Here is a 24,346-nt window from a genome sequence, read left to right on the forward strand (position 1 = left end):
ATTCATGAATGTACTATGAAATCGATTTCACGAACAATGAAATCGATTGCAGATGCAAATCGCATTCGAAGCCTGATCGCAGCAAACAACACGCAAGACATAACTATTCAGGAGACAGTCATGAAGAACACCGCCCGCGCCGGACGGCGCACCGTCACGCCCATCCAGCTTGCCATCCTCACCCTCTGCGCCGGCTTCAACGCCGCCGCCCACGCCCAGAGCGCCGAGCCGTCCGCGCCGGCCGCCCAGGCCAATGACAGCGGCAAGATCGCCGAAGTGATCGTGACCGCCACCAAGCGTTCGACCTCGCTGCAAAAGACCCCGATCGCGATCACCGCCCTGAACGCCCAGACCCTGGAAGACAACCACGTCCAGACCCTGCTCGACGTGGTCAACCTGGTGCCGGGCTTCCAGGCCACCGGCCAGGGCGACCACGGCGTGACCACCATGACCCTGCGCGGCATCGGCAACGACAGCGCCAAGACGGAATACGCCGATCCGGAAGTCGCCACCTTCGTGGACGGCATCTACTCGCCGCGTCCGGAGGGCGCCACCGCCCTGCTGTTCGACCTCGACGCCATCGAAGTCCTGCGCGGCCCCCAGGGCACGCTGTGGGGCCGCAACTCCACCGTCGGCGCGGTCAATATGCAGACCGCCAAGCCCGTCCTCGGCAGCAAGAGCGGCAGCGTGGAAGCCGGCCTGGGCGACTACCGCCGTTACGGCGCGCGCGGCGCCTTCAACATCCCGCTGGGCGAGACCGCCGCGCTGCGCATCGCCGCCGTGCATGAGCAGCACGACGGCTATGTCGACTACCAGGCTTTCAATGTGCCCTCGCTGGCCGACCAGCGCGCGGCCTGGAAGGCTTCCGGCGGCGCCGACGCGGCCTTCCAGCCGATCAACCCGAATCTGTTCGTGCGCACCGGCCCCAAATACAGCGCCCAGGACCAGACCGCGGTGCGCCTGTCCTACCTGTGGCAGCCGAGCAGCCAGCTGCGCTGGAACATCGCCTACGAGCGCTTCACGGACCGCGGCACGCCCTCGATGAACCTGATGCAGAGCCCGCGCCCCGGCCAGGACTTCTGGTCGGCCCTGATCGACACCGCGCCCACCCTGAAGCGCGATTCGGATTCGGTGCGCTCGCGCCTGGAGTACCAGCTGAACCCGGACATGCAGCTGACTTATATTGCCGGCTGGTCCAAGTTCGACGGCTCCTCGACCTTCGACCAGGACGCCGGCGCCGACCTGCCGACCAGCTTCTCGACCGGCGGCAACCACCAGGAAAACAATACCGTCTATTCGCACTACACCAACTACAGCCACGAAGTCGAGCTGCAGTCGCTGGGCAATCGCGAGATCGACTGGCAGCTGGGCGTGTACTACGGCGCCGAGGACAACGGCATCCGCTTCGACATCCCGATCATGAACGGCACCCAGCAGGGCACCGTCGGCTGGCAGGGCTCCTTCATCCAGCCGAAGGAAACCGTCAAGTCCTCGGCCGCCTTCGGCCAGGCGACCTGGAACCTCGCGAACAACCTGCACCTGACCGGCGGCGCGCGCTATACCCACGACAAGCGCACCAACGAAGGCGGCAACGGCTATACCTGGAACTACGATGCGAGCGTGCCGCAGGTGCCGGTGAACCCGAACATCGACCCGACCAGGCCGGGCCAGGGCTACAACCCGAACGTGCCGTCGAATACCGGCGAATTCATTGGCCACAAGTGGACCGGCCTGCTGCGCCTGGGCTACGACATCGACCGCAGCAACATGGTCTATGCCAGCCTGTCCACCGGCTACAAGTCAGGCGGCCTGCAGGACGGCGGACGGCCCTACTTCGATGAGACCCTGACCAACTACGAGGTGGGCAGCAAGAGCAGCTTCATGGGCGGCAAGCTGCTGGTGAATAACGCGATTTTCTACGAGAAGTTCCGCGGCTTCCAGTTCAGCTCCCCGATCACGAATGCGGACGGCACCCGCGGCCTGGCCACCGAGAATGCGGACGGCGCCAAGATCTACGGCCTGGAATCGGAGATCACCGCCAGGATCACACCGAGCGACCGCCTGATGCTGGCCCTGACCTTCACCCCGCACGCCAAGCTGGGCAAGCTGACCGGCGGCTCGAACGACTACACGCTGCCGCCCTGCCCGGCCACCAACGGCGCCACCACCTGCCTGGACGTGACCGGCCACAGCATGCCGCATACACCGAAATTCATGGCCCAGCTGCAGTACCAGCACGTGTTCCGCCTCGGCGAAGGCACGACCCTGGCGCCGCGCATCTCGGCCCACTACGAGACCGAGTCCACGCTGTCGGTGTTCGACCTGGGCGCCGAAGACCGCCAGAAGGCCTACGGCCGCGCCGACGTCGGCCTGCGCTACACCCGCGACAAGTGGTGGCTCGACCTGTTCGTGCGTAACGTCAGCGACGAAAAGATCAAGACCAGCGCCTTCAACCCGGGCCCGCATGCGATCTGGCTGGCCCAGTACCAGCCGCCGCGCACCATCGGCTTCAACACCGGCATCGACTTTTAAACGACCATGATTCAATCCATGCACTTCCCTGCCAACTTCACCTGGGGCGTCGCCACCAGCGCGTTCCAGATCGAAGGCGCCGCGCGCGCCGACGGCAAAGGCGCCTCGATCTGGGATACCTTCTGCCAGAATCCTGCCAACATCGACGACCGCAGCAACGGCGACGTCGCCTGCGACCATTACCACACCTACAGGGAGGACGTGGCGCTGATGGCGGCGCTGGGCGTGGACGCCTACCGCTTCTCGATGGCCTGGACGCGGGTACAGCCGGAGGGCAAAGGTGCATGGAACGAAGCCGGCTTCGATTTCTACAAGCGCCTGATGGATGCGCTGCAGGACAAGGGCATCGCGCCGCACCTGACGCTCTACCATTGGGACCTGCCGCAGGGCCTGCAGGACGGCGGCGGCTGGCTGTCGCGCGACACCGCCCACCGCTTCGCCGACTATGCGCAGGAGGTGGCGCGCCGCTTCGGCGACCGCCTGGCGACCATCGCCACCCACAACGAACCCTGGTGTACGGCCAACCTCGGCTACGGCAACGCCCAGTTCGCGCCGGGCGTGGCCGATAAAAAGCAGGCGGTCCAGGTCTCGCACCACCTGCTGCTCTCGCACGGACTGGCGATGCAGGCGATGCGCGCGGCCGGCACGAAAGCGCAGCTGGGCATCGTGCTGAACCAGTGGACCGCCGACCCGGCCACCGACAGCGAAGCCGACCGCGCGCTGGCGAAGCTGGAATGGGCGCGCTCGGTCCAGTGGTTCATGGACCCGATCTTCAAGCGCCGCTATCCGGAACTGGCGCTCGCCCACCACGGCGCCGACGCGCCGCTGGTCCACGCGGGCGACTTCGACATCATCGCCCAGCCGCTCGATTTCCTGGGCGTGAACTACTACCGCCGCGAGGTCATGAGCGCGGAAGACCCGCCGCGCAAACCCGAAGGCGGCCAGGGCTTCACCGACATGGGCTGGGAGATCTATCCCCAAGGCCTGACCGAGCTGCTGCTGCAGCTGAAGGCCGAGTACGCGCTGCCCCCGATCTACATCACCGAGAACGGCATGGCATCGAGCGACCACGTCGAAGCCGGCGAGGTGAATGACACGGTGCGCCTGGAGTACGTCCGCACCCACCTCGAAGCGCTGAAGGCGGCGATGGACCAGGGCGTGGACGTGCGCGGCTACTTCCTCTGGAGCCTCCTCGACAACTTCGAGTGGAACTCGGGCTACACCAAGCGCTTCGGCATCGTCTACGTGGATTACGCGACCCAGGCGCGCATCCCGAAGGCCAGCGCGCTGTGGTACCGCGACTTCCTCGCCGGCCAGCGCCGTTCGCGGCAAGCCGCCTGAACACCATGGAACGCGACGACTACCCCGACGGCCCGCGCCTGCTTTCCGACATCGGCGGCACCAACGCCCGCTTCGCGCTGGAGCGGGCGCCCGGCCACATCACGGACGGCGCCACCCTGGCCTGCGACGGCCACCCGCGCTTCATCGATGCGGTGCGCGCCTACCTGCGCCGGCATCGCCGCGTGCGCGTCAGGCACGCGGTGGTGGCGATCGCGAATCCGGTCGAGGGCGACTTCATCCGGATGACGAACCACCATTGGCAGTTCTCGACCGAGGAGACGCGCGAAGACCTGGGCCTGGACACGCTGCTGGTGGTGAACGATTTCGCGGCGCTGGCGATGTCGGTGCCCGACCTTTCCGCCGCCGACCTGGTGCAGGTGGGCGGCGGCATGGCGCGTCCCGATGCCGTGATCGGCGTGCTCGGCGCCGGCACGGGCCTGGGCGTGGCCGGCCTGGTGCCGGCCTGCCACGATCCGGTCGGCTGGACGGTGCTGCAGAGCGAAGGCGGCCATGTCGCTTTTTCGCCCGCCGACGAGCGCGAGCAGCGCATCCTGTCCTTCTGCTGGCAGCGCTATCCGCACCTCTCGGCCGAGCGCCTGATCTCCGGACCGGGCCTGAGCCTGATCCACGAAGCGCTGGGCTGCCGGCACGGCGTGACAAAAGCGGTGTTGAGTCCAGCGCTGATCGTCGAGCGCGGCCTGGCCGGCGACCCGCTGTGCCGCGAGACCCTGGAAGTCTTCTGCGGCATGCTGGGCACCATGGCCGCCAACCTGGCGGTCACCCTGAGCGCGCGCGGCGGCATCTACATTGGCGGCGGCGTGGTGCCGCGCCTGGGCGCCTGGTTCGCGGACTCGCCCTTCCGCGCCCGCTTCGAGCACAAGGGCCGCTTCTCCAGCTTCACGGCGCAGATCCCCTGCTTCGTGATCCATGCGCCCACGCCTGCCTTGTCGGGCGCGGCCACCATGCTGGCGAGGCAGCTCGGGGCGCGTCCCGCACGCATCGAAGGAGGCCATCATGCCTATGCCTGAACCGGCGGGCGCACGCCGCTCGCCCCTGCTGTGGGTCCCGACCGGCTATTTCACGATGGCCCTCGGCTACACCATGCTGTGCAGCGTCACCGCCATCATGTTCAAGAATCTGGGCATGGACAACGGCCGCGCCGCCGCCTATTCGAGCATGCTGATCCTGGCCTACACGATCAAGCCGCTGTTCGCGCCCATCGTCGAGATGTACAGGACGAAGAAGTTTTTCGTGCTCTGCGCGCAGCTGCTGATCGGCCTGGGTTTCGCGGGCGCCGGCCTGGCGATGGGCCTGCCCGACTACATGACCGTCATGCTGCCGCTGTTCTGGCTGATGTCCTTCATCGGCGCCACCCAGGACATTGCCAGCGACGGCGTCTACGTGACCTCGCTCGACAGCCGCGCGCAATCGCTGTACTGCGGGGTGCAGAGCCTGTCGTGGAATATCGGCCCCATCGTCGCTTCCGGCTTCCTGGTCTACCTGAGCGGACGGCTGCACGCGGACGTGTTCCACCACGACCCGCGCGTGTTTGGCCCGGCCTGGATGGACGCCTGGCGCGTAATCTTCTTCATCGTCGCCGGCATCACGCTGGCGATGGCGCTGTGGCACACGCGCTTCATGCCCGAGGGTGCGCGCGCCGCGCACACGCCGGCCGACATGAAAGGGGCGGGGCGCATCCTGCGCGACGCCTTCGTGACTTTCTTCCAGAAGCCGGGCGTGTGGAAGATGGTGGCCTTCGCCTTCCTGTTCCGGCTCAGCATCGGCTTCCTCGAAAAGATCGGGCCCTTCTTCATGGTCGATGCGGCGGCGCGCGGCGGGCTCGGGCTGTCGAACGAACAGCTGGGCATCGTCTACGGCACCTATGGACTGGCGGCGGTGCTGGTGGGCTCCCTGCTGGGCGGCTGGTTCGTCGCGCGCCGGGGGCTGCAGCGCACCCTGTTCCTGCTGTGCTGCGCGGTGAACATCCCGAACCTGACCTTCCTGGTCATGAGCATGGTCCTGCCTTCCAGCCTGCTGGCCATCACGGCGGGCGTCGTGATCGAGAAGTTCTTCTTCGGCTTCGGCTCGGTGGGCTTCATGATCTACCTGATGCAGGAGCTGGCGCCCGGCCCCTACGCCACCACCCACTACGCCTTCGGCACCGGGCTGATGGGCCTGTGCGGCATGGTGACGGGCGTGCTGAGCGGCCACTTGCAGGAGATGATGGGCTATGTGCCCTACTTCGTGTTCGTGATGGTGGCGACCATCCCCTCCTTCCTGGCCTGCTGGTTCGCGCCCTTCCACCACGGGGATGGCGGCGCGGCCGAGCCTAGCGCACCGCCGCCGGCTGCGTTGGCCGCAGGAACGGGTAGGGATTGATGGCGCCGCCCGCTACGTAGATGCCGTAATGCAGGTGCGGCGGCGTGGTCGCGGCGTTGCCGGTGTTGCCGACATAGCCGACGATCCTGCCGGCATCGATGCGCATGCCGGCGTGCACGTCGCCGTAGCTGTCGAGATGGGCGTAATAGTGGCGCTGGCCGCCCGGGCCCAGCACCCACACCACCTGGCCGCCCAGCCGGTTGCTACCGACGCGCATCACGATGCCTTCGGTGGCCGCCAGCACCGGCGTGCCGCGTGTGGCGAAGATGTCGATGCCTTCATGCTTGCGGCCCCCGCTGCGCGCCCCGCCCCAGGTGTCGGCCAGGCGCGCGGACTTGACGCCGGCCACCGGCACCGGCAGCGTCATCGGGGCCGGCATCGCGCCCAACCGGATCGCATAGACGAGGTTTTCCAGCCACGGCCGCAGCAGGCTTTCGAGGGCGATCAGGACGATGGCAAGCGCCAGGCTACGCAGCAAGGTTCGCATGCGCCGCAGATGGGGGCGGCCGAGCCGTAATCAACGCAGGCCCGTTGCCACCATCGGCCATTCGAACCGCAGAATCGATGCTCAGCCGGGCATGCCCTGCAGGTTGGCGCGTACCCGCGCCAGCAAGTCCAGCAGCGCGCCCTGCTCCTGTGCCGTGAAGCCCTGCAGGGCCGCTTCCTTCAGCCTGCCGTCATTGCCGTGCAGGGCGGCGTGCACGGCCCGTCCCTGTTCCGACAGGTAGAGGTGCGCGCTGCGGCGGTCGGCCTCGTCGGCCCGGGCTTCGAGCAGGCCGCGCTCGCGCAGGGCGCGGATCTGGCGCGCCACCTGGGCCTTGTCGCGGCCCGAATGCGCCACCAGTTCGCTCTGCGTCGCGCCAGGATGGCGGGCGAAGAAACCGAGCGCCTTGACCTCCATGTGGGCCAGGTCGTTGGGGCCGTCGCGCAGGCTGCGATGCTGGGCCGAACGGTAGAGATGCATGATGGCATGCATGGTCTCGAGCACGTCGTCGACGGGCTTTTGGTTGACTTGATCAACTTGTTTCGGCATAATGGATGACATTATCAACTAGTTTGGAGCAATCATGACGCAGGAAGTACAAACCGCCGCCGGCAGCGCGCCGCTGGTCCGGCGCGTCCGCCACGAACTCAAGCTGCGCGACCTGGAAGTGGCGGCCGTCGACCGCCTCTCCCCCGGCTTCGCCGCCGTCACCTTCAAGGGCGAGGCGCTGGCCGACTTCACATCCCTCGGCTTCGACGACCACGTCAAGCTGATGTTCGGCGAGGCCGGCGAAGGACAGTTGCGGCGCGACTATACCCCACGGCGCTTCAGCCGGGAAGCGCGCGAACTGGTGATCGAGTTTGCGCTTCACGGCACGGGCGCGGCGTCCGACTGGGCGCGCACGGCCAAGGCCGGCGACCGCCTGCTGGTTGGCGGCCCGCGCGGCTCGATGATCGTGCCTTTGGCGCTGGGCTGGCATCTGCTGGTGGGCGACGACACAGCCCTGCCGGCGATCTCGCGCAGGCTGGAAGAGTTGCCGGCCGGGAGCCGGGCTTACGTGCTGCTGCTGGCGGATGCGGCGGACCGGCGGGAGTTTGCGGGTGCAGCGCAGGCGGAGGTGCGGTGGATGTCGTCCAATGAGGAGTTACTGGCCGCGCTGCGGGCTTTGTCCTTGCCTGCGGCCGACACCGGATTCGCCTGGGGCGGCGGCGAGGCGGGCTTGATGGCGCAGGTGCGGCAAGTGCTGACTGAGAAGGGGGTGCCCAAGCAGCATATGCGGGTATCAAGCTATTGGAAGCAAGGGGTGGCGAATCATCACGAGGATCTGGCATAGCCACTCTAAAGTCTAGAACCATGAAGGCATCTCAGTGTCATAGCTTGCAGGCGATTCTTGATCAATTTTCGTTTGGAGCACAAGCATGGAACTTTATGATGCCCCCACTGGCGAACCATTCCGATCAAATCAATTTCCTCAACTTCCGCTTCGCTACACGGGTGGAGACCTAGGGCTCGGAAATGATGGTGCTCCATGGATCTACTTTATCGATCAAGCTGGACAACGGTTCCTGACTCATTCCACGGAATGGGTTCTGTACAACATCAACTCTTTTCTAGAAGAACGCGATCAGATTCGGCTCCTTTGCGGTGTCGCTTTGCACTACGGGATGGATGCTTACGCCTTAATGGGTAGGAGGGGCTACCAGGACTACCTCGACGCCTGTATTCGTATCAAGCCCCTTCCGATAGCTGCAATGCGATATGGTATGAACATTTGCCCTTTGACCGGCAGACCGCAAATCTAAGCCACGTCTAACTTGGGTTCCCGCCTTCGCGGGGACGACGGTGGAGCTGCCCCTCCCGATCCAGCTCGAAACGATCAAAATCCCGCGCCAAAAACAGCTGCCCCCGATACACCTCGCGCGCCTCGTCCTCGACCTCCCGGATCGACGGCGCACCCTCCCCGTCCTGGTAACGCGGGCTGAAATGCGTCAGCACCAGATTCGGCACCCCGGCCGCCGCCGCGGCGGATGCCGTCATGCGCGCGGAGCTGTGCCGCGGCCCCGGGCCCACTTTCCGCAGCACCGCCTCCGTGTAGGTCGCCTCGTGGATCAGCACCCCGGCGTCGCGCGCCTCCTCGGCCAGCAGGCCGGGCGTGTCGTTGTCACCGCCGACGATCACTTTTCTGGGCTTGCGTCCCGGGAGCAGCCAGTCCTCGGGCCGCAGCACGCGGCCGTCGGCCAGCACGACTTCGCGGCCATGCTGCAGCGCGCCCCAGGCTTCGCCGCGCGCCACGCCGGCCGCATCCAGCCTGGCCGTATCGAGCTTGCGTTCCACCTGCCGCTCCGTGAAGCTGTAGGCCCAGCAAGGCATGCGGTGCGACAGCGCGGTCGCCCGCACGACCAGGTCCGGCAACACCTCCACTCCCTCGAGCGCCGTCACGTCGACGAAGGCAATCGGGAACGGCAGGCCCAGCTCGGTGGTCGCCATCACCCCTTCGACGAAAGGCCGCAACGGCGCCGGCCCGACCAGGGCCAGGGGCGCCGTACGGTTCATCATGCCGGCGCTGGCCAGCAGGCCAGGCAAGCCGTAGCAGTGGTCGCCGTGCATGTGGGTGATGAAGATGGCGGCCAGGTCGTTCAGCGACCACGGCGTGCGCAGGATGCGGTGCTGGGTGCCCTCGCCGCAGTCGACCAGCGACCAGTGGCGCGCCGCGCGCGAGGCGCCCAGCGAGCGCAGCGCCAGCGCCGTCACGTTGCGGGACTTGCTCGGGGTGCCGGACGAGGTGCCGAGGAACTGGAATTCCATGCTGGTGGGTCTCCTGCGCAAAGCGTCGATGGCCGCATTATCCCGCATGCGCGGCCGGCCCCGGTTCCGGTTCGCGCCCTCGATGGCCGGTTTCGCGCCCTTCCAGCCCGGCTTCGTCGCATCGCGTCTTGCCGCCGGCCCCGCGGCTGGGCACAATGCCCGAATGACAAGCCTCATCGATACCCTGCCGCCGCGCCCGGCCCTGCCGCAGCGCCTGCACCGCTTCCTGCGGGACCTGCGCCTGGCCGCCTTCTACAGCGCGCTGACCGGGGTCCTGATCACGCTGGTCGAAGGAAATCCGCAGATCCTGGCCAGCCAGATGGTCTATTCGACCTGCATCGGCAGCATCGCCGCGTTCATCGTCGACGGCGCCCGGCTGGCGTTCTGGGACGATCCCTCGCGCCGCAAGCATATATGGCCGCCCTTCGTCGCCTTGATCGTGCTGGCGGCGCCGGTGGCGCACTACTGCGGCATCGTGCTCGGCTCGCTGCTGCTGGGCGTCGAAGCTCCCAGCCTGGCCAGCTACCCGAACCCGCGCCAGGTCAGCATGATCCTGTTCTCGATGCTGTGCATCGCCGCGTTCTCGCTGGTGATCGTCAGCCGCGAGCGGCTCGAGCGCATCAAGCTGGAGCGCGGCGAAGCCCTGCTGCACGCCGAAGCCGTCGAGCGCCAGGCCCTGCAGGCCCAGCTGCGCCTGCTGCAGGCCCAGATCGAGCCGCACATGCTTTTCAATACCCTCGCCAACCTGCAGGGCCTGATCGCCATCGACCCGCAGCAGGCCAGCCGCATGCTGGACCAGTTGATTCAATACCTGCGCGCCACCCTGAGCGTCTCGCGCATGGAAACCACCACCCTGGACCACGAATTCGCCGCGCTGGAGGCCTATCTCGGCCTGATGGCGGTGCGCATGGGCGCGCGCCTGTCGTATCGGTGCAGCCTGCCGGAGGCCTTGCGCGGCGCACGCCTGCCGACCATGCTGCTGCAGCCGCTGGTCGAAAACGCCATCGTGCACGGGCTCGAGCCGAAAATCGACGGCGGCATGGTCAGGATCGAAGCCGCGCAGCGCGGCGACAGCCTGGAAATCGTGGTCTGCGACACCGGGCTCGGCCTGGATGGCGACGGCGCGCGCGCGGGCGGCGGCGTCGGCCTGTCCACCACCCGCGAACGCCTGCAGGTGCTGTACGGCGAGCGCGCCGGCGTCGAACTGCAGCCCTCGCCGCCGCAAGGCACCCTGGCCCGGCTCACTCTTCCCCTGGAGTTCGCATGAACGCTTCCCGCCCCATCCGCGCCCTCATCGCCGAGGACGAACCGATCCTGGCCGCCATCCTCGCCCAGTCGCTGCAGCGCCTGTGGCCCGGGCTCGAGATCGCCGCCACCGCGCCGAACGGACTGGCCGCGGTCGAGCAGGCGCTGGCGCTGCGCCCCGAGGTCCTCTTCCTCGACATCAAGATGCCCGGCCAGAGCGGACTGGAAGCGGCCGAGGAGCTGGCCGAGCGCTGGGACGGAGCGCAGCCCTTCCCGGAAGTGGTGTTCGTGACCGCCTACGACGACTACGCGCTGAAGGCCTTCGAACAGGCCGCCGCCGACTACGTGCTGAAGCCGGTCGGCGACGAACGCCTGCGCCGCACCGTGGAGCGCCTGCGGCTGCGCCTCGATGCGCGGCAGGACGGCGGCGGGCTGGCCCGACTGGTCGAGCAGATGCGGGCCCTGCTGCCGCAGGCATCCGCGCCGGAGCGCCTGAGCACGATCCGCGCCGCGGTCGGCAACGTGGTGCGCATGATCCCGGTGCAGGACGTGGTCTACTTCCAGGCGCTCGACAAGTACGTGACCGTCGCCACCGCCGACAGCGACGCCCTGATCCGCCTGCCGCTGAAAGAGCTGATGGCCCAGCTGGACCCGCTCCAGTTCTGCCAGGTCAGCCGCAGCAGCATCGTCAACATGCGGCAGGTGGCCAGCGCCAGCCGCGACGAGACCGGCAAGCTGAGCCTGGCGCTGCGCGGGCGTTCGGACCGGCTGAAGGTCAGTCCGCTGTTTGCGCATTTGTTCAGGCAGATGTAGGCACCGGCGCGCGCGGCGCTTCCCACTGCCGCCGGGCCGGAAACTGCCGGCCGGTCCGCCGGTCAAAGCTGATGACGCATAGTCGGAGGCGACCATGATACGGCGGATGCGGTTCCTCGCTCTCGCAGCGGCGCTGTGCCTGCTGGCCCTGTTCCCGCCGCCCGCCGGCCGGGGCGCCGCGGGCGCTCCGGGCGTCGGCCTGCTGCGCGTCGACGGCGTCATCGGCCCGGCCAATGCCGACTACGTCGTGCACGGCATCGCCCGCTCGGCCAGACTCGGACAGCAGCTGGTGATCCTCAAGATGGACACGCCGGGCGGCCTCGACACGGCCATGCGCGAAGTGATCAAGGCCATCCTCACCTCGCCGGTGCCGGTGGTGACCTGGGTCGCGCCGGGCGGCGCCCGCGCCGCCAGCGCCGGCACTTACATCCTCTACGCCAGCCACATCGCGGCGATGGCGTCCGGCACCAACGTCGGCGCCGCCACGCCGGTGGAAGTCGGCATCGGCAAGCAGTCCGGCGCCGACCCCTCGCCCATGGCGCGCAAGCAGGTCAACGACGCCGCCGCCTACCTGCGCGGCCTGGCCCAGATGCGCGGCCGGAACGCCGACTGGGCGGAGCGCGCCGTGCGCGAAGCCGTCAGCCTGACCGCCGAGGAAGCGCTGAAGCAGAAGGTGATCGACATCGTCGCACCGGACATCCCCAGCCTGCTGGCCCAGCTCGACGGCCGGCCCCTCACCGCGCTGGGCCAGGCGAGGCAGCTGCATACGAAAGGGATGGCGCCGGACGAATACGCGCCCGACTGGCGCACGCGGCTGCTGGCGGCGATCACACATCCCAGCGTCGCGCTGATCCTGATGATGATCGGACTCTACGGCCTGGTGTTCGAGTTCATGAACCCGGGCTTCGTGGCGCCAGGCGTGATCGGCGCCATCTGCCTGCTGCTGGCGCTTTACGCCCTGCAGCTGCTGCCGGTGAACTACGCCGGCCTTGGATTGGTGCTGCTGGGCCTGATGCTGATGATGGCGGAAGCCTTCCTGCCCAGCTTCGGCATCCTCGGCCTGGGCGGCATCATCGCCTTCGTGGCCGGCGCGCTGATGCTGATCGATACAGAGGTGCCGGGCTACGGCATTCCGCCGGCCCTGATCGGCACCCTGGGCGTGGCCAGCGCCCTGCTGCTGTTCGGCACCGCGCGCCTCGCGCTCACGGCGCGCAGGCGTCCGGTGGTCAGCGGCGCGGCCGCGCTGATCGGCGCCACCGCCAGGGTCGAAAGCGTGGCCCGGACCGGCGATCGCGAAGGCTGGATCCGCGTCGACGGCGAACTCTGGCAGGCCGCCAGCGGCCAGCCCCTCAGTCCATCGCAGGCGGTGAAGATCGTCGGCCGCAAGGGCCTGACGCTGGACGTCGTCCCTATCGATACCCCCAAGGAGGATTAGCCATGTTCAACGTCGGGATCGGCTTCGGCGCCCTCATCGTCCTGCTGTTCCCCCTGCTCGCATCGAGCATCAAGGTGCTGCGCGAATACGAGCGCGGCGTGGTGTTCCAGCTCGGCCGCTTCTGGGGCGTGAAGGGGCCCGGCCTGATCATCCTCGTGCCCCTGCTCCAGCAGATGGTGCGGGTCGACCTGCGCCCCGTGGTGCTGGACGTGCCGACCCAGGACGTGTTCTCGCGCGACAACGTCTCGGTCAAGATGAATGCGGTGATCTACTTCCGTGTGGTCGACCCGGAAAAGGCGATCATCCAGGTGGCCAACTTCATGGAAGCGACCAGCCAGCTGGCCCAGACCACGCTGCGCTCGGTGCTGGGCAAGCATGAACTGGACGAGATGCTGGCCGAGCGCGAGCGCCTCAACCTCGACATCCAGCAGGTGCTGGACGCCCAGACCGACGCCTGGGGCATCAAGGTCTCGAACGTCGAGATCAAGCATATCGACCTCGACGAATCGATGGTGCGCGCCATCGCCCGCCAGGCCGAGGCGGAGCGCGAACGGCGGGCCAAGGTGATCCACGCCGAGGGCGAGCTGCAGGCGTCGGAAAAGCTGCAGCAGGCGGCCTTCGTGCTGTCGCAGCAGGCCGGGGCGATGCAGCTGCGCTATATGCAGACCCTGGGCGCGATTGCCGGCGATAAATCCTCGACCATCGTGTTTCCGCTGCCGATCGACTTGCTGGGCGGGGCGCGGCCGCCGGCCGACAAAAAATAACTTATTACAAAGACTTTTAGTTTTGTTATCATTCCGCGATTCATCTGGAATATCCTCGGTCGCGCATGAAGCTCCTCGTCAAAATCAATCTGGGCCTGGTCGCCGTCTTCGGCGTCGGCTTTGTCGCCACCGGCTTCTTCACCCGCCAGGTCCTGCAAAAGAACGCGGAAGAAGAAGTGATCGGCAGCGCGCGGCTGATGATGGAATCGGCGATGGCGGCGCGCAGCTACACCACCGGCGAGATCAAGCCCCTGCTCACGCCGCAGCTGCTGAAGACCTTCCTGCCGCAGACCGTGCCCTCCTACGCGGCCACCCAGAGCTTCGCGGCCCTGCACAAGTCGAATCCCGACTACTCGTACAAGGAAGCGACCCTGAACCCGACCAATCCGCGCGACCGCGTGGTGGACTGGGAAGCGGACGTGGTGCAGCGCCTGCGCGACCATCCCGAGACCAGGGAATTCATCGGCCAGCGCAACAGCGAGTCCGGGCCTTCGCTCTACCTGGCGCGCCCGATCCGCATCAACGACGCGCAGTGCCTGAGCTGCCACAGCACCCCGGCCGCGGCGCCGGCCAGCATGCTGGCCCTGTACGGTTCGAACAATGGCTTCGGCTGGAAGCTGGGCGAGGTGATCGGCAGCCAGATCGTCTCGGTGCCGCTGGACGTGGCGATGCGCAAGGCCGACCGCACGGTGAACATGATCATGACCGGCTTCGCGCTGTCCTTCGCCGCCCTGCTGCTGTTCGTGAACGCGGTGATGTACTGGCTGGTGCTGCGGCCCATGCGGCGCATCGCCCGCATCGCGGACGCGGTGAGCGAAGGCCGCCTTGAGGTCGAACCCTTCCCGAAGGGCGGCAGCGACGAGCTGGCGGTGCTGAGTACCGCCTTCACGCGCATGCGCCGCAGCATGGAAAAAGCCCTCGCCCTTCTGGATTGAACTTCTGCTGGATTGAATCATGGCCTACGACGTCTTCCTCAGCCACTCCCATGTCGACAAGAGCCACGCCGACGCCATCTGCCACTGCCTGGAACGCGCCGGCGTGCGTTGCTGGGTGGCGCCGCGCGACATCCGGCCCAGCGAGGACTGGGCGGAAGCGATCATCAACGGCATGGACCAGTGCCGCATCCTGCTGCTGATCTTCTCGTCCAGCTCCAACAATTCGCCGCAGGTGCGGCGCGAAGTCGAGCGCGCGGTGAACAAGGGCCTGACCATCCTGCCCTTCCGTATCGAAGCGGTGGCGCCCTCCAAGAGTCTCGAGTATTTCATCAGCACCCAGCACTGGCTGGACGCCTTCGGCCGCGACCTCGACGCCAGCCTGGCGGAGCTCCAGCATTCAGTGACCGCCGTGCTGGGCGCGCATCCGCCTGAGCACGTGGCGCCGGCGCCGTCCGCGCCCATCGTGGTGCCGGCCGCTGCCGCCCCCATCCAGATCGCCGCGCCTTCGCTGCAGCCGGCCGAGCAGGAACCCGTCGCCCTCGAACTGGCCCGCATCCTCGGCCCGATCGCGCGCCAGCTGGTCAAGCGCGCGGCCCTGCCCGGCCGCAGCCGCCAGGACGTGATCGCCGCGGTGGCGCTGGAGATCGACGATGCCGCCGAGCGCAAGCACTTCCTGAGCCGCTTCAGCGCCCAGCCCAACTAAGAACGTCAACCGCAGTCCATCCATGTCCGACTCCGCCATCCGCTGCCGCAGCGCCGGCCGCATCCGCAATTTCCTCCGCAAGCGCCTCCTGCTGACTGGCTGGCAGGCGCACGATCTTCCTGACGCGCCGTCCCAGGACAGCAGCCAGGCCCTGCTCGGACGCCTGATCGGCTCTTCCCTGCTGCAGCGCCTGACCGGCGCCCTGATCGAGTCCGACACGCTGGCGCAGCGCATCGGCGGCTGTGCGCGCGACGCCTACACGGTGCTGTACGCCTGCGCGGCGCTGGCGGTGCTGCTGGCGGCATGGGGTGTTGCTTCCACTTCGGAGACCCTGCGCCTGGTGGTATCGGTGGCGGAGCTGGGCACGCTGGTGGTGCTTTTCCTCACCTTCCGCAACGCCCACCGCGTCAACTGGCACGAGCACTGGCTGGGGCTGCGCTTTCATGCGGAATTCCTGCGCTGCCTGCCGGTACTGGTGGCGCTGGACCGGGACAGCGCGCCGCTCTGGCTGCACGGCGGCGCGCACAAGGAGCTCGATGCCGAGGATACGGTCCTGCCGCCGCACCTGGCGGCCCTGTCCGGCCACCATCACGCCAGCGTGGATGCGCGCGCGGCCGCGGACGAGCGCGAACGGCGCCAGGTGCGCGCCGACTTGCTGGCGCAGCTCGACCGTGTCTGCCGCGACGACGAGTGGACCTACACCCTGACCGCGCTCGAGTATGCGCGCCAGCTCGCGCGCCAGCAGTTGCGCTACCACTGCCGCCGCACGCAGGAGGAACAGGCGATCGTGCACCGCGTCCACGGGATATCGCTGACCGGCTTCGCGGCCACCATCGCGGCGGTGATGGGCCACCTGGTGTGGCATGCGCCGGCGCTGACCATGATCTCGACCGGCGTGCCGGCCTTTGCCGCCTCGCTGCAGGGCTTCACCGCGCAGGAGGAATCGGAGCGCCTGAGCACGTCCTACGGCTCGATGGCGCACCGCCTGGACGCCTGGCTGAACACGCCGCTCGGGCGCGACGCCGGCATCGCCGAGGTCCAGGAACACCTGGCCAAGCTGATGGAACTGCTGATGTCCGAAGTCCATGAGTGGCACCGCCTGTTCGGCGAAAAAGGCATGTACCACCTGGGCTGAGCATGGCTACCCTGACACCATCGCCGCTCGTGATCGCGGTCAGCGGCCACCGCGCGCTGCATGCGGACGATTTCGCGCGGCTGCGCGCGCAGCTCGCAAGCGCGCTCGAAGCGCTTGCGCAGGCGGCGCCGCTGGATTGCCTGTCGCCGCTGGCGGCCGGCGCCGACCAGCTGTTCGCGGAGCAGGTGCTGGCCTTGCAGGCGCGGCTCGGCGCCGGGCGCGTACGCCTGCTGGCGCCGCTGCCGATGCCGGAAGCGGCCTACATCGCGAGCCAGGAACAGCCGGGGGCCACAAGCTTCCGCGACAGCTACCTGCCACTGCGCGGCCGCGCGCAGGCGGTGTTCGAGGTGCCCGCGGATGGCGGCCCGCTTGACGGCGCCGCGCCCTATGTGCGGCTGGGCGACTACCTCGCCGCCAGGGCCGGCCTGTTGGTGGCCGTGTGGGACGGCGACACCAGCGCCGGGCGGCAGCCCGGCGGCACCTTCGACGTGGTTATGCGTTACCTGGCGGCGCCCGGACGGACGGTGCTGCATCTGCCGGCGCGGCGCGCGGACAGCGCCGCCTCTCCGGCGCAGGCCTTGCCGGCCATGCTGACGCTCGATGACCAGGGCAGGCTGCGGCGCGACGAGGCTCCGGGCTCACTGGCCCGCTGGCTGTGCGCGGCCTGCGGCTAGTTGAAGCGGCCGTCCCTGCCGCCCATGCTGTAGCAGCCCGCACCCAGCAAAGCCACCGCGATGGCGCCCGCCAGATACATGCCCTGCAGCTCGAGCGCCCAGCCGCCCTGCTCGTTCAGGGTGAAGAACTGCCTGGTGTGCACCAGCAGCAGGGCCACGACCATGTTGATCGCCACCACCAGGGCCGCCGGCCGCGTGAACAGGCCGACCAGGATCAGGAGCGGCGCGACGACTTCGCCGATGTAGACGCCGTAGGCGAAAACGCCCGGCAGGCCGGCTTTTTCGACGACGCCGGTGATGAAGCCGATGCCGCCCGTGAGTTTCGAGTAGCCGTGGAACAGCAGCATGATGGCGAGGACGGCGCGCAGCAGCAGCTTGCCGTAATCCTCCGCCGGTTGCAGGATCGCCTGGGTTGCGTCGGTCGTTTGCATGAGAACTCCTTGTGCTTGTTCGGGTTGATTGTCCGGATGGGTGCGTGGCCGTCGACGTTCTCGCGGTAGCTGAACGGTACACCCAGATTCTCGAGGACGGCACGCGGCTGCTGCTTTTTAGTCAAATGCGTAGGCGTCCATGGCCAGGATGCCATGTTCGAAACTCGCGTGCAGCTGCGTGATCCTGGCGTCTGGACCGGCCGCGCCCATCGCCACGAACAGCGGCAGCAGGTGCTCGTCGGTCGGATGGTTGCGGACCGCGAAAGGCGCGGCCTCGCGGTAGTCCAGCAGCGCGGCGCGGTCGCTGCTTTCCAGGCGCGCCTTCATCCACGCCTCGAAGCCGCTGACCCAGTCCGGCACCGGGGCATCCACACTCTGCCCGCGGAACTCATACAGGTTGTGCGTCAGCGAGCCCGAAGCCAGCACCAGCACGCCTTCTTCGCGCAGGGCCACCAGCGCTTGCCCGATCCGCTCGTGCACGGCCGGGCCGGCGCCGCGCACCACCGACAGCTGGGCCACCGGAATGTCCGCATCCGGATACATCAGGCGCAGCGGCACCCAGGCGCCGTGGTCGAGGCCACGGTCCGCGCTGCGGCCGACGGGGACACCGGCCGCTTCCAGCAGCGCGGCGGCGCGTTCGGCGGCGTCAGGCGCGCCCGGCGCCGGATAGCGCATCTCGAACAGGGCGCGCGGAAAGCCGCCGAAGTCGTGGATGGTGGCGGGCTGCGGCGCCAGGCTCACCGCCGGGCCGCCGCTGGTTTCCCAATGCGCGGAGACGACGACGATCGCCTTCGGACGCGGCAGGGTCTTGCCGAGCGCCTGCAGGAAGCGGCGCGCGGGACTGTCCTGCAGCGCCAGCATGGGCGAGCCATGCGAAACAAAGAGAGTGGGAAGCGTGGCCATGTCGGTACCTCGTTCATTCGGAGCGGCGAAGGCCGCATCAACATGCTGCCATCTTAGGCTTTCCGAAGTTCGGAATAAACACGGCTGGATGGGCCAGACTGTCTCGTATAGTGGAACAATCTTCCCTAGTTGCCCCAGGACGGCACCGCGAATACCTCGACCAGGAAATCGATCAGCACGCGCACCTTCGGCGACAGGAATTTCCGCGACGGGTAGACGGCATGGATGCCCAGCTCGATCGAGCGGTAGCCGGGCAGGATCTCCTTGAGCGTGCCCTGCACCAGGTCGGCGCCGACCATGAAGCTGGGCTGGAGGATGATGCCCTGGTGCTGCAGGGCCGCGGCGCGGCAGGTGTCGCCGCTGTTGGTGCGCATGCGCGGCGCGACCTTCACCGTCACCTCGCCTTCCGGGCCGGTGAAGGTCCAGTTCTCGCCGCTGGCGAACAGGCTGTAGGAGATGACATCGTGGGCCGCCAGCTCGCGCGGGTGCGCCGGCTCGCCGCGCGCCTGCAGGTAGGCCGGCGACGCGCACGGCACCAGCCGGGTCGAGGCCAGCTTGCGGCTGATGAGGGAAGAGGCCGGCAGCTGCCCGATGCGCACCGCCAGGTCGTAGCCCTCCTCGACCAGGTCGGCCACGCGGTCTGACAGGGTGACGTCCAACGCCAGGCCGGGGTGGCGCGCCAGCAGCGCCGGCCACAGCGGCGCCAGGTGCATCAGGCCGAAGGTGACCGGGACGTTGGCCTTCAGCATGCCGCTGGCCTCGCCGCTTCGCGATGTGATCTCGGCCTCGGCCTGGTCGAGGTTGTCGAGCAGCTCGCGGCAGCGGGCATGGAAGATCTCGCCTTCGGTCGTCGGCGAGAGCTTGCGCGTGGTACGGTGCAGCAGGCGCAGCCCCAGCCGCTCCTCCAGCTCGGCCACGTAGCGCGACACCGCCGCCTTCGACATGTCCAGCGCCCGGGCGGCGCCGGTAAAGCTGCCGGCATCGATCACGGCGGCGAAGACTTTCATTTCCTGGAATTTATCCATCGTCTCGGGAATTGGAACAACCATGCCCATTCTACGATGATTGTCTCGCAGGAAGGCGATCACGATCGCTGGAATTCTCTATATGATAAGGACCATGACACCCACCGCCGCCATCCTCGCCGCCTTCACCCCGACCGGCAAGCTGCGCGCCGCCATCAACCTCGGCAACCCCATCCTCGCATCGAGCGACGAGGCCGGCGGCGCGCGCGGCGTGTCCGTCGACCTGGCGCGCGAGTTCGCGCGGGTGCTGGGCGCCGAGCTGGAACTGATGGTGGTCGATGCGGCCGGCAAGTCGGTGGACCTGGTGGCCTCGGAGGGGGCCGACATCGGTTTCTTCGCGATCGACCCGCTGCGCGGCGCCAGCATTGCTTTTACCGCGGCCTATGTGCTGATCGAGGGCTGCTACCTGGTGAAGGAAGACTCGCCCATCGGCGCCAACGAGGAAGTCGACCGCGCCGCCAACCGCGTGGTGGTCGGCAAGGGCAGCGCCTACGATCTTTACCTGACGCGCACGCTGCAGCAGGCGCGGATCGTCCGCTCGCCGACTTCGCCGACGGTGGTCGATACCTTCATCGAACACGGGGCCGAGGTGGCAGCCGGCGTGAAACAGCAGCTGGAAGCCGATGCGCTGCGCATCGGCGGCCTGCGCCTGCTCGATGGGCGCTTCATGGTGATCCAGCAGGCGATGGGGACGCCGAAGAGCCGCGGCGAGGAGGCGGCGGCTTTCCTGACGCGCCTTGTCGAAGCGATGAAGGCGAGCGGTTTCGTGGCTGCGGCCTTGGCGCGGCATGGGATTGCCGGCGCTTCGGTGGCGCCGGCGAGCATCTAGCCGGGATTACTTGCGCCGGGTGCGGGTACGGCTGGTGCGATGCTTGCGCCTCGACGTGAACCGGCGCGGCGCCACATGCTTATGCTTGGTTTCGCCGCACTTGCTGCGCTGCTTGTTGACGATCCGGGATCGGGCTGGCTCGATCTTACGGGTTCGCTGCTTCCATCGTCGCACGGAAGATGTCCCCGTAAGCCCGCGCCCTGGCTTCGGCGACGACATGGTCGACGAAGACCCTCAGCTTGGCGGGCAAGAGCTTGCGGCTCGAATAATAGATCGATAGAGCGCGAGTTTCGGCATACCAGGCCGGCAGCACGCGGACGATCTCCCCGCTCTGCAGCAGGGGCAACGCATGCGGCAGCGGCAGCATGGCGATGCCCAGTCCACAGGCCGCCGCCCGGCCCAGCGCCTCGGGATCGTCCATCACGGCCACCGGCTTCACGTTCGCGACGACCTCGCCGCCCTCCCCGTTCTTGAGTATCCACGGCACCAGCCGGCCGTCCGCCAGCGAACGCCGCAGCAAGCCTCGATGGCGCGACAGGTCCGCCGGATCGGCCGGCGCGCCATGCTTCGCCAGATAGGGGGGCGCCGCGGCCAGCACGATTCTCACCTGCGCCAGCTCGCGCGCTACCAGCCCTTCGGTCAGCTCGATGCCGCCGCCGATGGCGACGTCGTAGCCTTCGCCGATCAGGTCGACCTGGCGATTATCGAAATGCAGGTCCGGCACGATGTCCGGATAGCGCTCCATGAAGGTTTCCAGCATCGGCACGAAATAGGTGCGGCCCACGGCCGGCGCCATGGCCACCTTCAGCGTGCCCGCCGGTTTGCCCGCGCCCTGCTGCAGTTCCGCCAGCGCGCCGCCGATCTCGATCCAGGGTGCGCGCACCTGCCGGTACAGGCGCTCGCCCTCTTCCGTCAGGCTCAGGCTGCGCGTACTGCGCTGGAACAGCCGCACGCCGAGGCCGGCCTCCAGGCGCGCGACGCTCTTGCTGACGGCAGGCGGCGTGATCCCCAGGCGCCGGGCGGCGGCCGAGAAGCTGCCCTCGTCGGCCGAGGCGACAAAGGCATCGAGGTGGGTGCTGAGTTCATTCTGCATACCCGTATTCTAAACCAGTGGTTATAGCTGTTGTTTCTGATTGATGACTACCGCGACAATCCGGCGGGGCAGATACTTCAGCTACCGATTCTTCACCACGAAAGGAAACACACCATGAACACCTCATCACTCACCGGCAAAGTCGCCTTCATCAACGGCGGTTCACGCGGCATCGGCGCCGCCACTGCCCGCCGCCTGGCCAGCGAAGGCGCGACGGTCGCCATCGGCTACGGCGCCTCGGCCATCGCCGCCGAAGCGCTGGTCGCCGAGATCGAAGCGCGCGGCGGCAAGGCCATCGCCCTGAAGGCCGACGCCTCGGACGCGCCGGCGCTGACCCGCGCCATCGACAGCGTGGCCGAGCGTTTCGGCCGCCTCGACATCCTGGTGAACAGCGCCGGCGTACTGCTGATGGGTCCCGTCGACCAGTTCTCGCTGGATGACTTCGACAAGACCATGGCCGTGAACGTGCGCGGCGTGTTCGTCGCCGCAAAGGCTGCGGCGGCGCACATGCGCGACGGCGGCCGCATCATCAACATCGGCAGCACCAATGCCCAACGCATGCCGTTTGCCGGCGGCGCCGTCTACGCGATGAGCAAGTCGGCCCTGACCGGCCTGGTGAAGGGCCTGGCGCGCGACCTGGGCGGGCGCGGCATCACCGTCAACAACGTCAGCCCGGGCCCGGTGGACACCGACATGAATCCGGCGCAGGGAGATTTCGCTGCGTCCCTGCATGGCTTGATGGCGCTGCCGCGGCATGGCAAGGCCGAGGAAATCGCGGGGATGGTGGCTTATCTGGCCAGTGCGGAAGCGGCTTTCGTGACCGGCGCGGACTTGTTGATCGACGGCGGCTTCGCGGCCTGAGCTTGCGATGCTGCGGGACTTCAATAGATTTCGGCAGCCGCAGCCCGCACCGCGCGCAGCAGCAGATCGGCGCCTGGCGACAGCAAGTGATCGCGCTGGCGGATGATGCCGAAGGCGTCCATCTTGCAGGGCAGCTCGATGGGCAGGATGCGCATCACGTTCAGCGAAGCGTAGTACTGCGCCACCTCGAGCGGCATCACGTGCAGCGAATCGGTCTGCTGCAGCAGCGCCGTGATCATCAGCATGGCCGTGGTGTCGACCACATTCGCCGGCGGTTCCAGCCCCGCGCGGCGGAACATCATGTCGAAGCGGTAGCGCAGGATGCTGCCGTGCGGCGGCAGGATCCAGGGCAGCGGCGCGATGTCCTTCAGCGCCAGCTCGCGGTTTTCCTGCAGCAGCGGATGGCCGGGACGCACGACCGCGCAGGCCGGCTCCTCGGTCAGCTCTTCGTAGATCAGGCCGGTCGTGTCGATGGTGTCGAAGATGCGGCCGATCATGAAGTCCAGCGTGCCGTGCTGGAGCTTGTCGAGCAGGACGTTGCTGGCCTCGAGCTGCACGCCGATCCGCAGCAGCGGCGCCTCTTCCTTCACGCGCGCGATGGCGCGCGGCAGCAGGGCCATCGCCGGGGTCATGATCACCCCCACTTCGGCCTGGCCGGTCAGGCCGGCCTTCAGGGTGACGATGTCGTCGTGCGCCAGCGCCAGGCTGGTGAGGGCCATGCGCGCGTGGCGGATCATGGTCTCGCCGTAGATGGTCGGTTCCATCCCGCGCGGCAGGCGCTCGAACAGCTTCACGTCCAGCATCTCCTCCAGGTCCTTGATCTGCTTGGACGCGGCGGGCTGGGTCATGTGCAGTTCGTCGGCCGCGCGGTGGATGTTGCGGTAATCGTCGAGTGCGATCAGCAGCAGGAGCTGGCGCGTCTTGAGGCGCGCCTTGAGGAACCAGTTCGGGTTGGGCGTATCCATCAATACATCATATCATTCTGGCAGGCATCACTTGCATGCCGGCGAGGGATTGGCGGCCGGACCCTGCGCGGTCTGCGCCACCGGCAGGATCTTGCCGTCCGGGCCATAGTGCAGCTCCTCGACCGCCACCGAGCGGCGGAACTCGCCTCCGCCCGGCAATTTGCCGTTGTGGTAGAAGATATAGGACTTGCCGTTGAAGTCGACGATCGCCTGGTGGATCGTCTTGACGTTCGAATTCTGCTCCATGATCACGCCGCCGAAGGACCACGGACCGGTTGCGCTCGGGCCGGTCATGTACACCGTCTCTTCCGGGAATTTGCGCGAATACGAGAGGTAGTATTTGCCGGCATGCTTGTGCAGGTAGGACGCCTCCGTGAAGGCTTCCAGGCCCACCGTGTGGATAGCCCCATCCAGCTCGATCATGTTGGGCTTGAGCTTCGCGTACTTCATCACGGTGTTGCCCCAATAGAGATACGCCTGGCCGTCGTCGTCGATGAAGACGGCGGGATCGATGTCGTCCCAGGCGATCGGGGTCTCGTGGGTCATGTCGTTGGTGACCAGGGCCGAGCCGCGCGCGTCGACGAAGGGTCCGGCCGGGCTGTTCGACACCGCCACGCCGATCGCCTTGCCGGGGATGGTCTTGTGGTCGACCGTGGTGTAGAGGTAGTACTTGCCGTTGCGCCTGGCGATATCGCTGGCCCAGGCGTCGCGTCCGGCCCATTTGAACACGGTGTAGGGCACCGGATTCGGATGCTCGGTCCAGTTCTGCATGTCGCAGCTGGAGAACACGCGCCACTCGTTCATCAGATAGTCCTTGCCGCCGGCCGCTGCTTCGTCATGGCCGACGTACAGGTAGACGCGCCCGTTGTCGACCAGGGCCGCCGGGTCGGCGGTGTAGATCTTGCTGGTGATGGGATTGGCGGCCTGGGCGAGCGCGGACGCGGCCACCAGGATGGCTGGCAGGGCATGTTTCAGCATGGAGTCTCCGATTGAT

General features: G+C 67.6%; 24 protein-coding genes. 15 read left to right on the top strand and 9 right to left on the bottom strand.

The genetic code is table 11. The features are described from left to right. The first annotated feature begins 120 nt into the window (after positions 1-120). From ACFPO9_RS03330 to ACFPO9_RS03345, 4 genes are read left to right on the top strand one after another with little or no spacing between them, the layout of a single operon-like run. On the top strand, positions 121-2,532 hold the full coding sequence (locus tag ACFPO9_RS03330) for a TonB-dependent receptor (protein WP_379767023.1): 2,412 nt from the start codon (positions 121-123) through the stop codon (positions 2,530-2,532). A gap of 18 nt (positions 2,533-2,550) precedes the next feature. Next, positions 2,551-3,873 (top strand): GH1 family beta-glucosidase, encoded by a 1,323-nt coding sequence (locus ACFPO9_RS03335; RefSeq protein WP_379767026.1) that lies wholly within the window; start codon positions 2,551-2,553, stop codon positions 3,871-3,873. 5 nt (positions 3,874-3,878) lie between these two features. Next, the gene (locus ACFPO9_RS03340) at positions 3,879-4,901 is read left to right on the top strand and encodes a glucokinase (protein WP_379767029.1); all 1,023 of its coding nucleotides are present in this window, start codon (positions 3,879-3,881) and stop codon (positions 4,899-4,901) included. Then, complete coding sequence (locus ACFPO9_RS03345; RefSeq protein WP_379767032.1) at positions 4,888-6,252, top strand: MFS transporter; 1,365 nt, start codon at positions 4,888-4,890, stop codon at positions 6,250-6,252. The genes ACFPO9_RS03340 and ACFPO9_RS03345 overlap by 14 nt, the downstream gene beginning before the upstream one ends. On the opposite strand, the gene ACFPO9_RS03350 is transcribed toward ACFPO9_RS03345, so the two are convergent. Both ACFPO9_RS03350 and ACFPO9_RS03355 read right to left on the bottom strand, forming a co-directional pair. Then, entirely contained in the window at positions 6,203-6,739 is a 537-nt protein-coding gene (locus ACFPO9_RS03350) for a M23 family metallopeptidase (RefSeq protein WP_379767035.1), read from the bottom strand. The genes ACFPO9_RS03345 and ACFPO9_RS03350 overlap by 50 nt on opposite strands. Before the next feature lie 81 nt (positions 6,740-6,820). After that, a complete protein-coding gene (locus ACFPO9_RS03355; protein ID WP_379767038.1) occupies positions 6,821-7,285 on the bottom strand; it encodes a MarR family winged helix-turn-helix transcriptional regulator in 465 nt (154 codons plus the stop codon). Positions 7,286-7,319: 34 nt separating this feature from the next. Here ACFPO9_RS03355 and ACFPO9_RS03360 point away from each other — a divergent pair, with 34 nt between their 5' ends. Continuing rightward, positions 7,320-8,069, top strand: a complete 750-nt coding sequence (locus ACFPO9_RS03360; RefSeq protein WP_379767041.1) for a siderophore-interacting protein — start codon at positions 7,320-7,322, stop codon at positions 8,067-8,069. Between the two features lie 476 nt (positions 8,070-8,545). Here the strand turns inward: ACFPO9_RS03360 and ACFPO9_RS03365 are convergent, their stop codons facing one another. Next, on the bottom strand, positions 8,546-9,541 hold the full coding sequence (locus tag ACFPO9_RS03365; RefSeq protein WP_379767044.1) for a ribonuclease Z: 996 nt from the start codon (positions 9,539-9,541) through the stop codon (positions 8,546-8,548). Positions 9,542-9,704: 163 nt separating this feature from the next. Here ACFPO9_RS03365 and ACFPO9_RS03370 point away from each other — a divergent pair, with 163 nt between their 5' ends. The 8 genes from ACFPO9_RS03370 to ACFPO9_RS03405 all read left to right on the top strand — a co-directional run bounded on the left by ACFPO9_RS03370 (position 9,705) and on the right by ACFPO9_RS03405 (position 17,245). Then, positions 9,705-10,808 (top strand): sensor histidine kinase, encoded by a 1,104-nt coding sequence (locus tag ACFPO9_RS03370; protein ID WP_379767047.1) that lies wholly within the window; start codon positions 9,705-9,707, stop codon positions 10,806-10,808. After that, entirely contained in the window at positions 10,805-11,599 is a 795-nt protein-coding gene (locus tag ACFPO9_RS03375) for a LytR/AlgR family response regulator transcription factor (RefSeq protein ID WP_379767050.1), read from the top strand. The genes ACFPO9_RS03370 and ACFPO9_RS03375 overlap by 4 nt, the downstream gene beginning before the upstream one ends. A gap of 106 nt (positions 11,600-11,705) precedes the next feature. Beyond that, positions 11,706-13,034, top strand: a complete 1,329-nt coding sequence (locus tag ACFPO9_RS03380; RefSeq protein ID WP_379767053.1) for an NfeD family protein — start codon at positions 11,706-11,708, stop codon at positions 13,032-13,034. Positions 13,035-13,036: 2 nt separating this feature from the next. After that, positions 13,037-13,798, top strand: coding sequence for a slipin family protein (locus ACFPO9_RS03385; RefSeq protein WP_379767056.1), 762 nt, complete (start codon positions 13,037-13,039; stop codon positions 13,796-13,798). A 65-nt stretch (positions 13,799-13,863) separates the two neighbouring features. Further along, the gene (locus ACFPO9_RS03390) at positions 13,864-14,733 is read left to right on the top strand and encodes a Tll0287-like domain-containing protein (protein WP_379767059.1); all 870 of its coding nucleotides are present in this window, start codon (positions 13,864-13,866) and stop codon (positions 14,731-14,733) included. Between the two features lie 19 nt (positions 14,734-14,752). Then, positions 14,753-15,436 (top strand): toll/interleukin-1 receptor domain-containing protein, encoded by a 684-nt coding sequence (locus ACFPO9_RS03395; RefSeq protein WP_379767061.1) that lies wholly within the window; start codon positions 14,753-14,755, stop codon positions 15,434-15,436. Positions 15,437-15,458: 22 nt separating this feature from the next. Next, complete coding sequence (locus ACFPO9_RS03400) at positions 15,459-16,571, top strand: hypothetical protein (RefSeq protein WP_379767064.1); 1,113 nt, start codon at positions 15,459-15,461, stop codon at positions 16,569-16,571. Between the two features lie 2 nt (positions 16,572-16,573). After that, positions 16,574-17,245 carry a hypothetical protein gene (locus ACFPO9_RS03405; RefSeq protein WP_379767067.1) on the top strand — a complete coding sequence of 224 codons (672 nt, stop codon included), beginning with the start codon at positions 16,574-16,576 and terminating at the stop codon, positions 17,243-17,245. On the opposite strand, the gene ACFPO9_RS03410 is transcribed toward ACFPO9_RS03405, so the two are convergent. The 3 genes from ACFPO9_RS03410 to ACFPO9_RS03420 form a co-directional block, all read right to left on the bottom strand. Next, positions 17,242-17,676, bottom strand: coding sequence for a DoxX family protein (locus tag ACFPO9_RS03410; protein WP_379767070.1), 435 nt, complete (start codon positions 17,674-17,676; stop codon positions 17,242-17,244). The genes ACFPO9_RS03405 and ACFPO9_RS03410 overlap by 4 nt on opposite strands. A gap of 117 nt (positions 17,677-17,793) precedes the next feature. Next, positions 17,794-18,579 (bottom strand): dioxygenase family protein, encoded by a 786-nt coding sequence (locus ACFPO9_RS03415; protein WP_379767073.1) that lies wholly within the window; start codon positions 18,577-18,579, stop codon positions 17,794-17,796. A gap of 125 nt (positions 18,580-18,704) precedes the next feature. Beyond that, complete coding sequence (locus tag ACFPO9_RS03420) at positions 18,705-19,604, bottom strand: LysR family transcriptional regulator (protein WP_379767076.1); 900 nt, start codon at positions 19,602-19,604, stop codon at positions 18,705-18,707. Positions 19,605-19,698: 94 nt separating this feature from the next. Between ACFPO9_RS03420 and ACFPO9_RS03425 the strand changes: the two genes are divergently transcribed. Further along, on the top strand, positions 19,699-20,433 hold the full coding sequence (locus ACFPO9_RS03425) for an ABC transporter substrate-binding protein (RefSeq protein ID WP_379767079.1): 735 nt from the start codon (positions 19,699-19,701) through the stop codon (positions 20,431-20,433). A gap of 145 nt (positions 20,434-20,578) precedes the next feature. On the opposite strand, the gene ACFPO9_RS03430 is transcribed toward ACFPO9_RS03425, so the two are convergent. Then, on the bottom strand, positions 20,579-21,526 hold the full coding sequence (locus ACFPO9_RS03430) for a LysR family transcriptional regulator (protein ID WP_379767082.1): 948 nt from the start codon (positions 21,524-21,526) through the stop codon (positions 20,579-20,581). 114 nt (positions 21,527-21,640) lie between these two features. On the opposite strand from ACFPO9_RS03430, the gene ACFPO9_RS03435 reads away from it, so the two are divergent. Beyond that, positions 21,641-22,387 carry an SDR family oxidoreductase gene (locus tag ACFPO9_RS03435; RefSeq protein ID WP_379767085.1) on the top strand — a complete coding sequence of 249 codons (747 nt, stop codon included), beginning with the start codon at positions 21,641-21,643 and terminating at the stop codon, positions 22,385-22,387. Between the two features lie 20 nt (positions 22,388-22,407). Here the strand turns inward: ACFPO9_RS03435 and ACFPO9_RS03440 are convergent, their stop codons facing one another. Then, positions 22,408-23,352, bottom strand: coding sequence for a LysR family transcriptional regulator (locus tag ACFPO9_RS03440; RefSeq protein ID WP_379767088.1), 945 nt, complete (start codon positions 23,350-23,352; stop codon positions 22,408-22,410). Between the two features lie 27 nt (positions 23,353-23,379). Beyond that, the gene (locus tag ACFPO9_RS03445) at positions 23,380-24,330 is read right to left on the bottom strand and encodes a glycoside hydrolase family 43 protein (RefSeq protein ID WP_379767091.1); all 951 of its coding nucleotides are present in this window, start codon (positions 24,328-24,330) and stop codon (positions 23,380-23,382) included. Positions 24,331-24,346 lie beyond the last annotated feature (16 nt).

Origin of the sequence: Massilia aerilata (genome assembly GCF_042656905.1) — a bacterium.
GTDB lineage: Bacteria > Pseudomonadota > Gammaproteobacteria > Burkholderiales > Burkholderiaceae_D > Telluria > Telluria aerilata.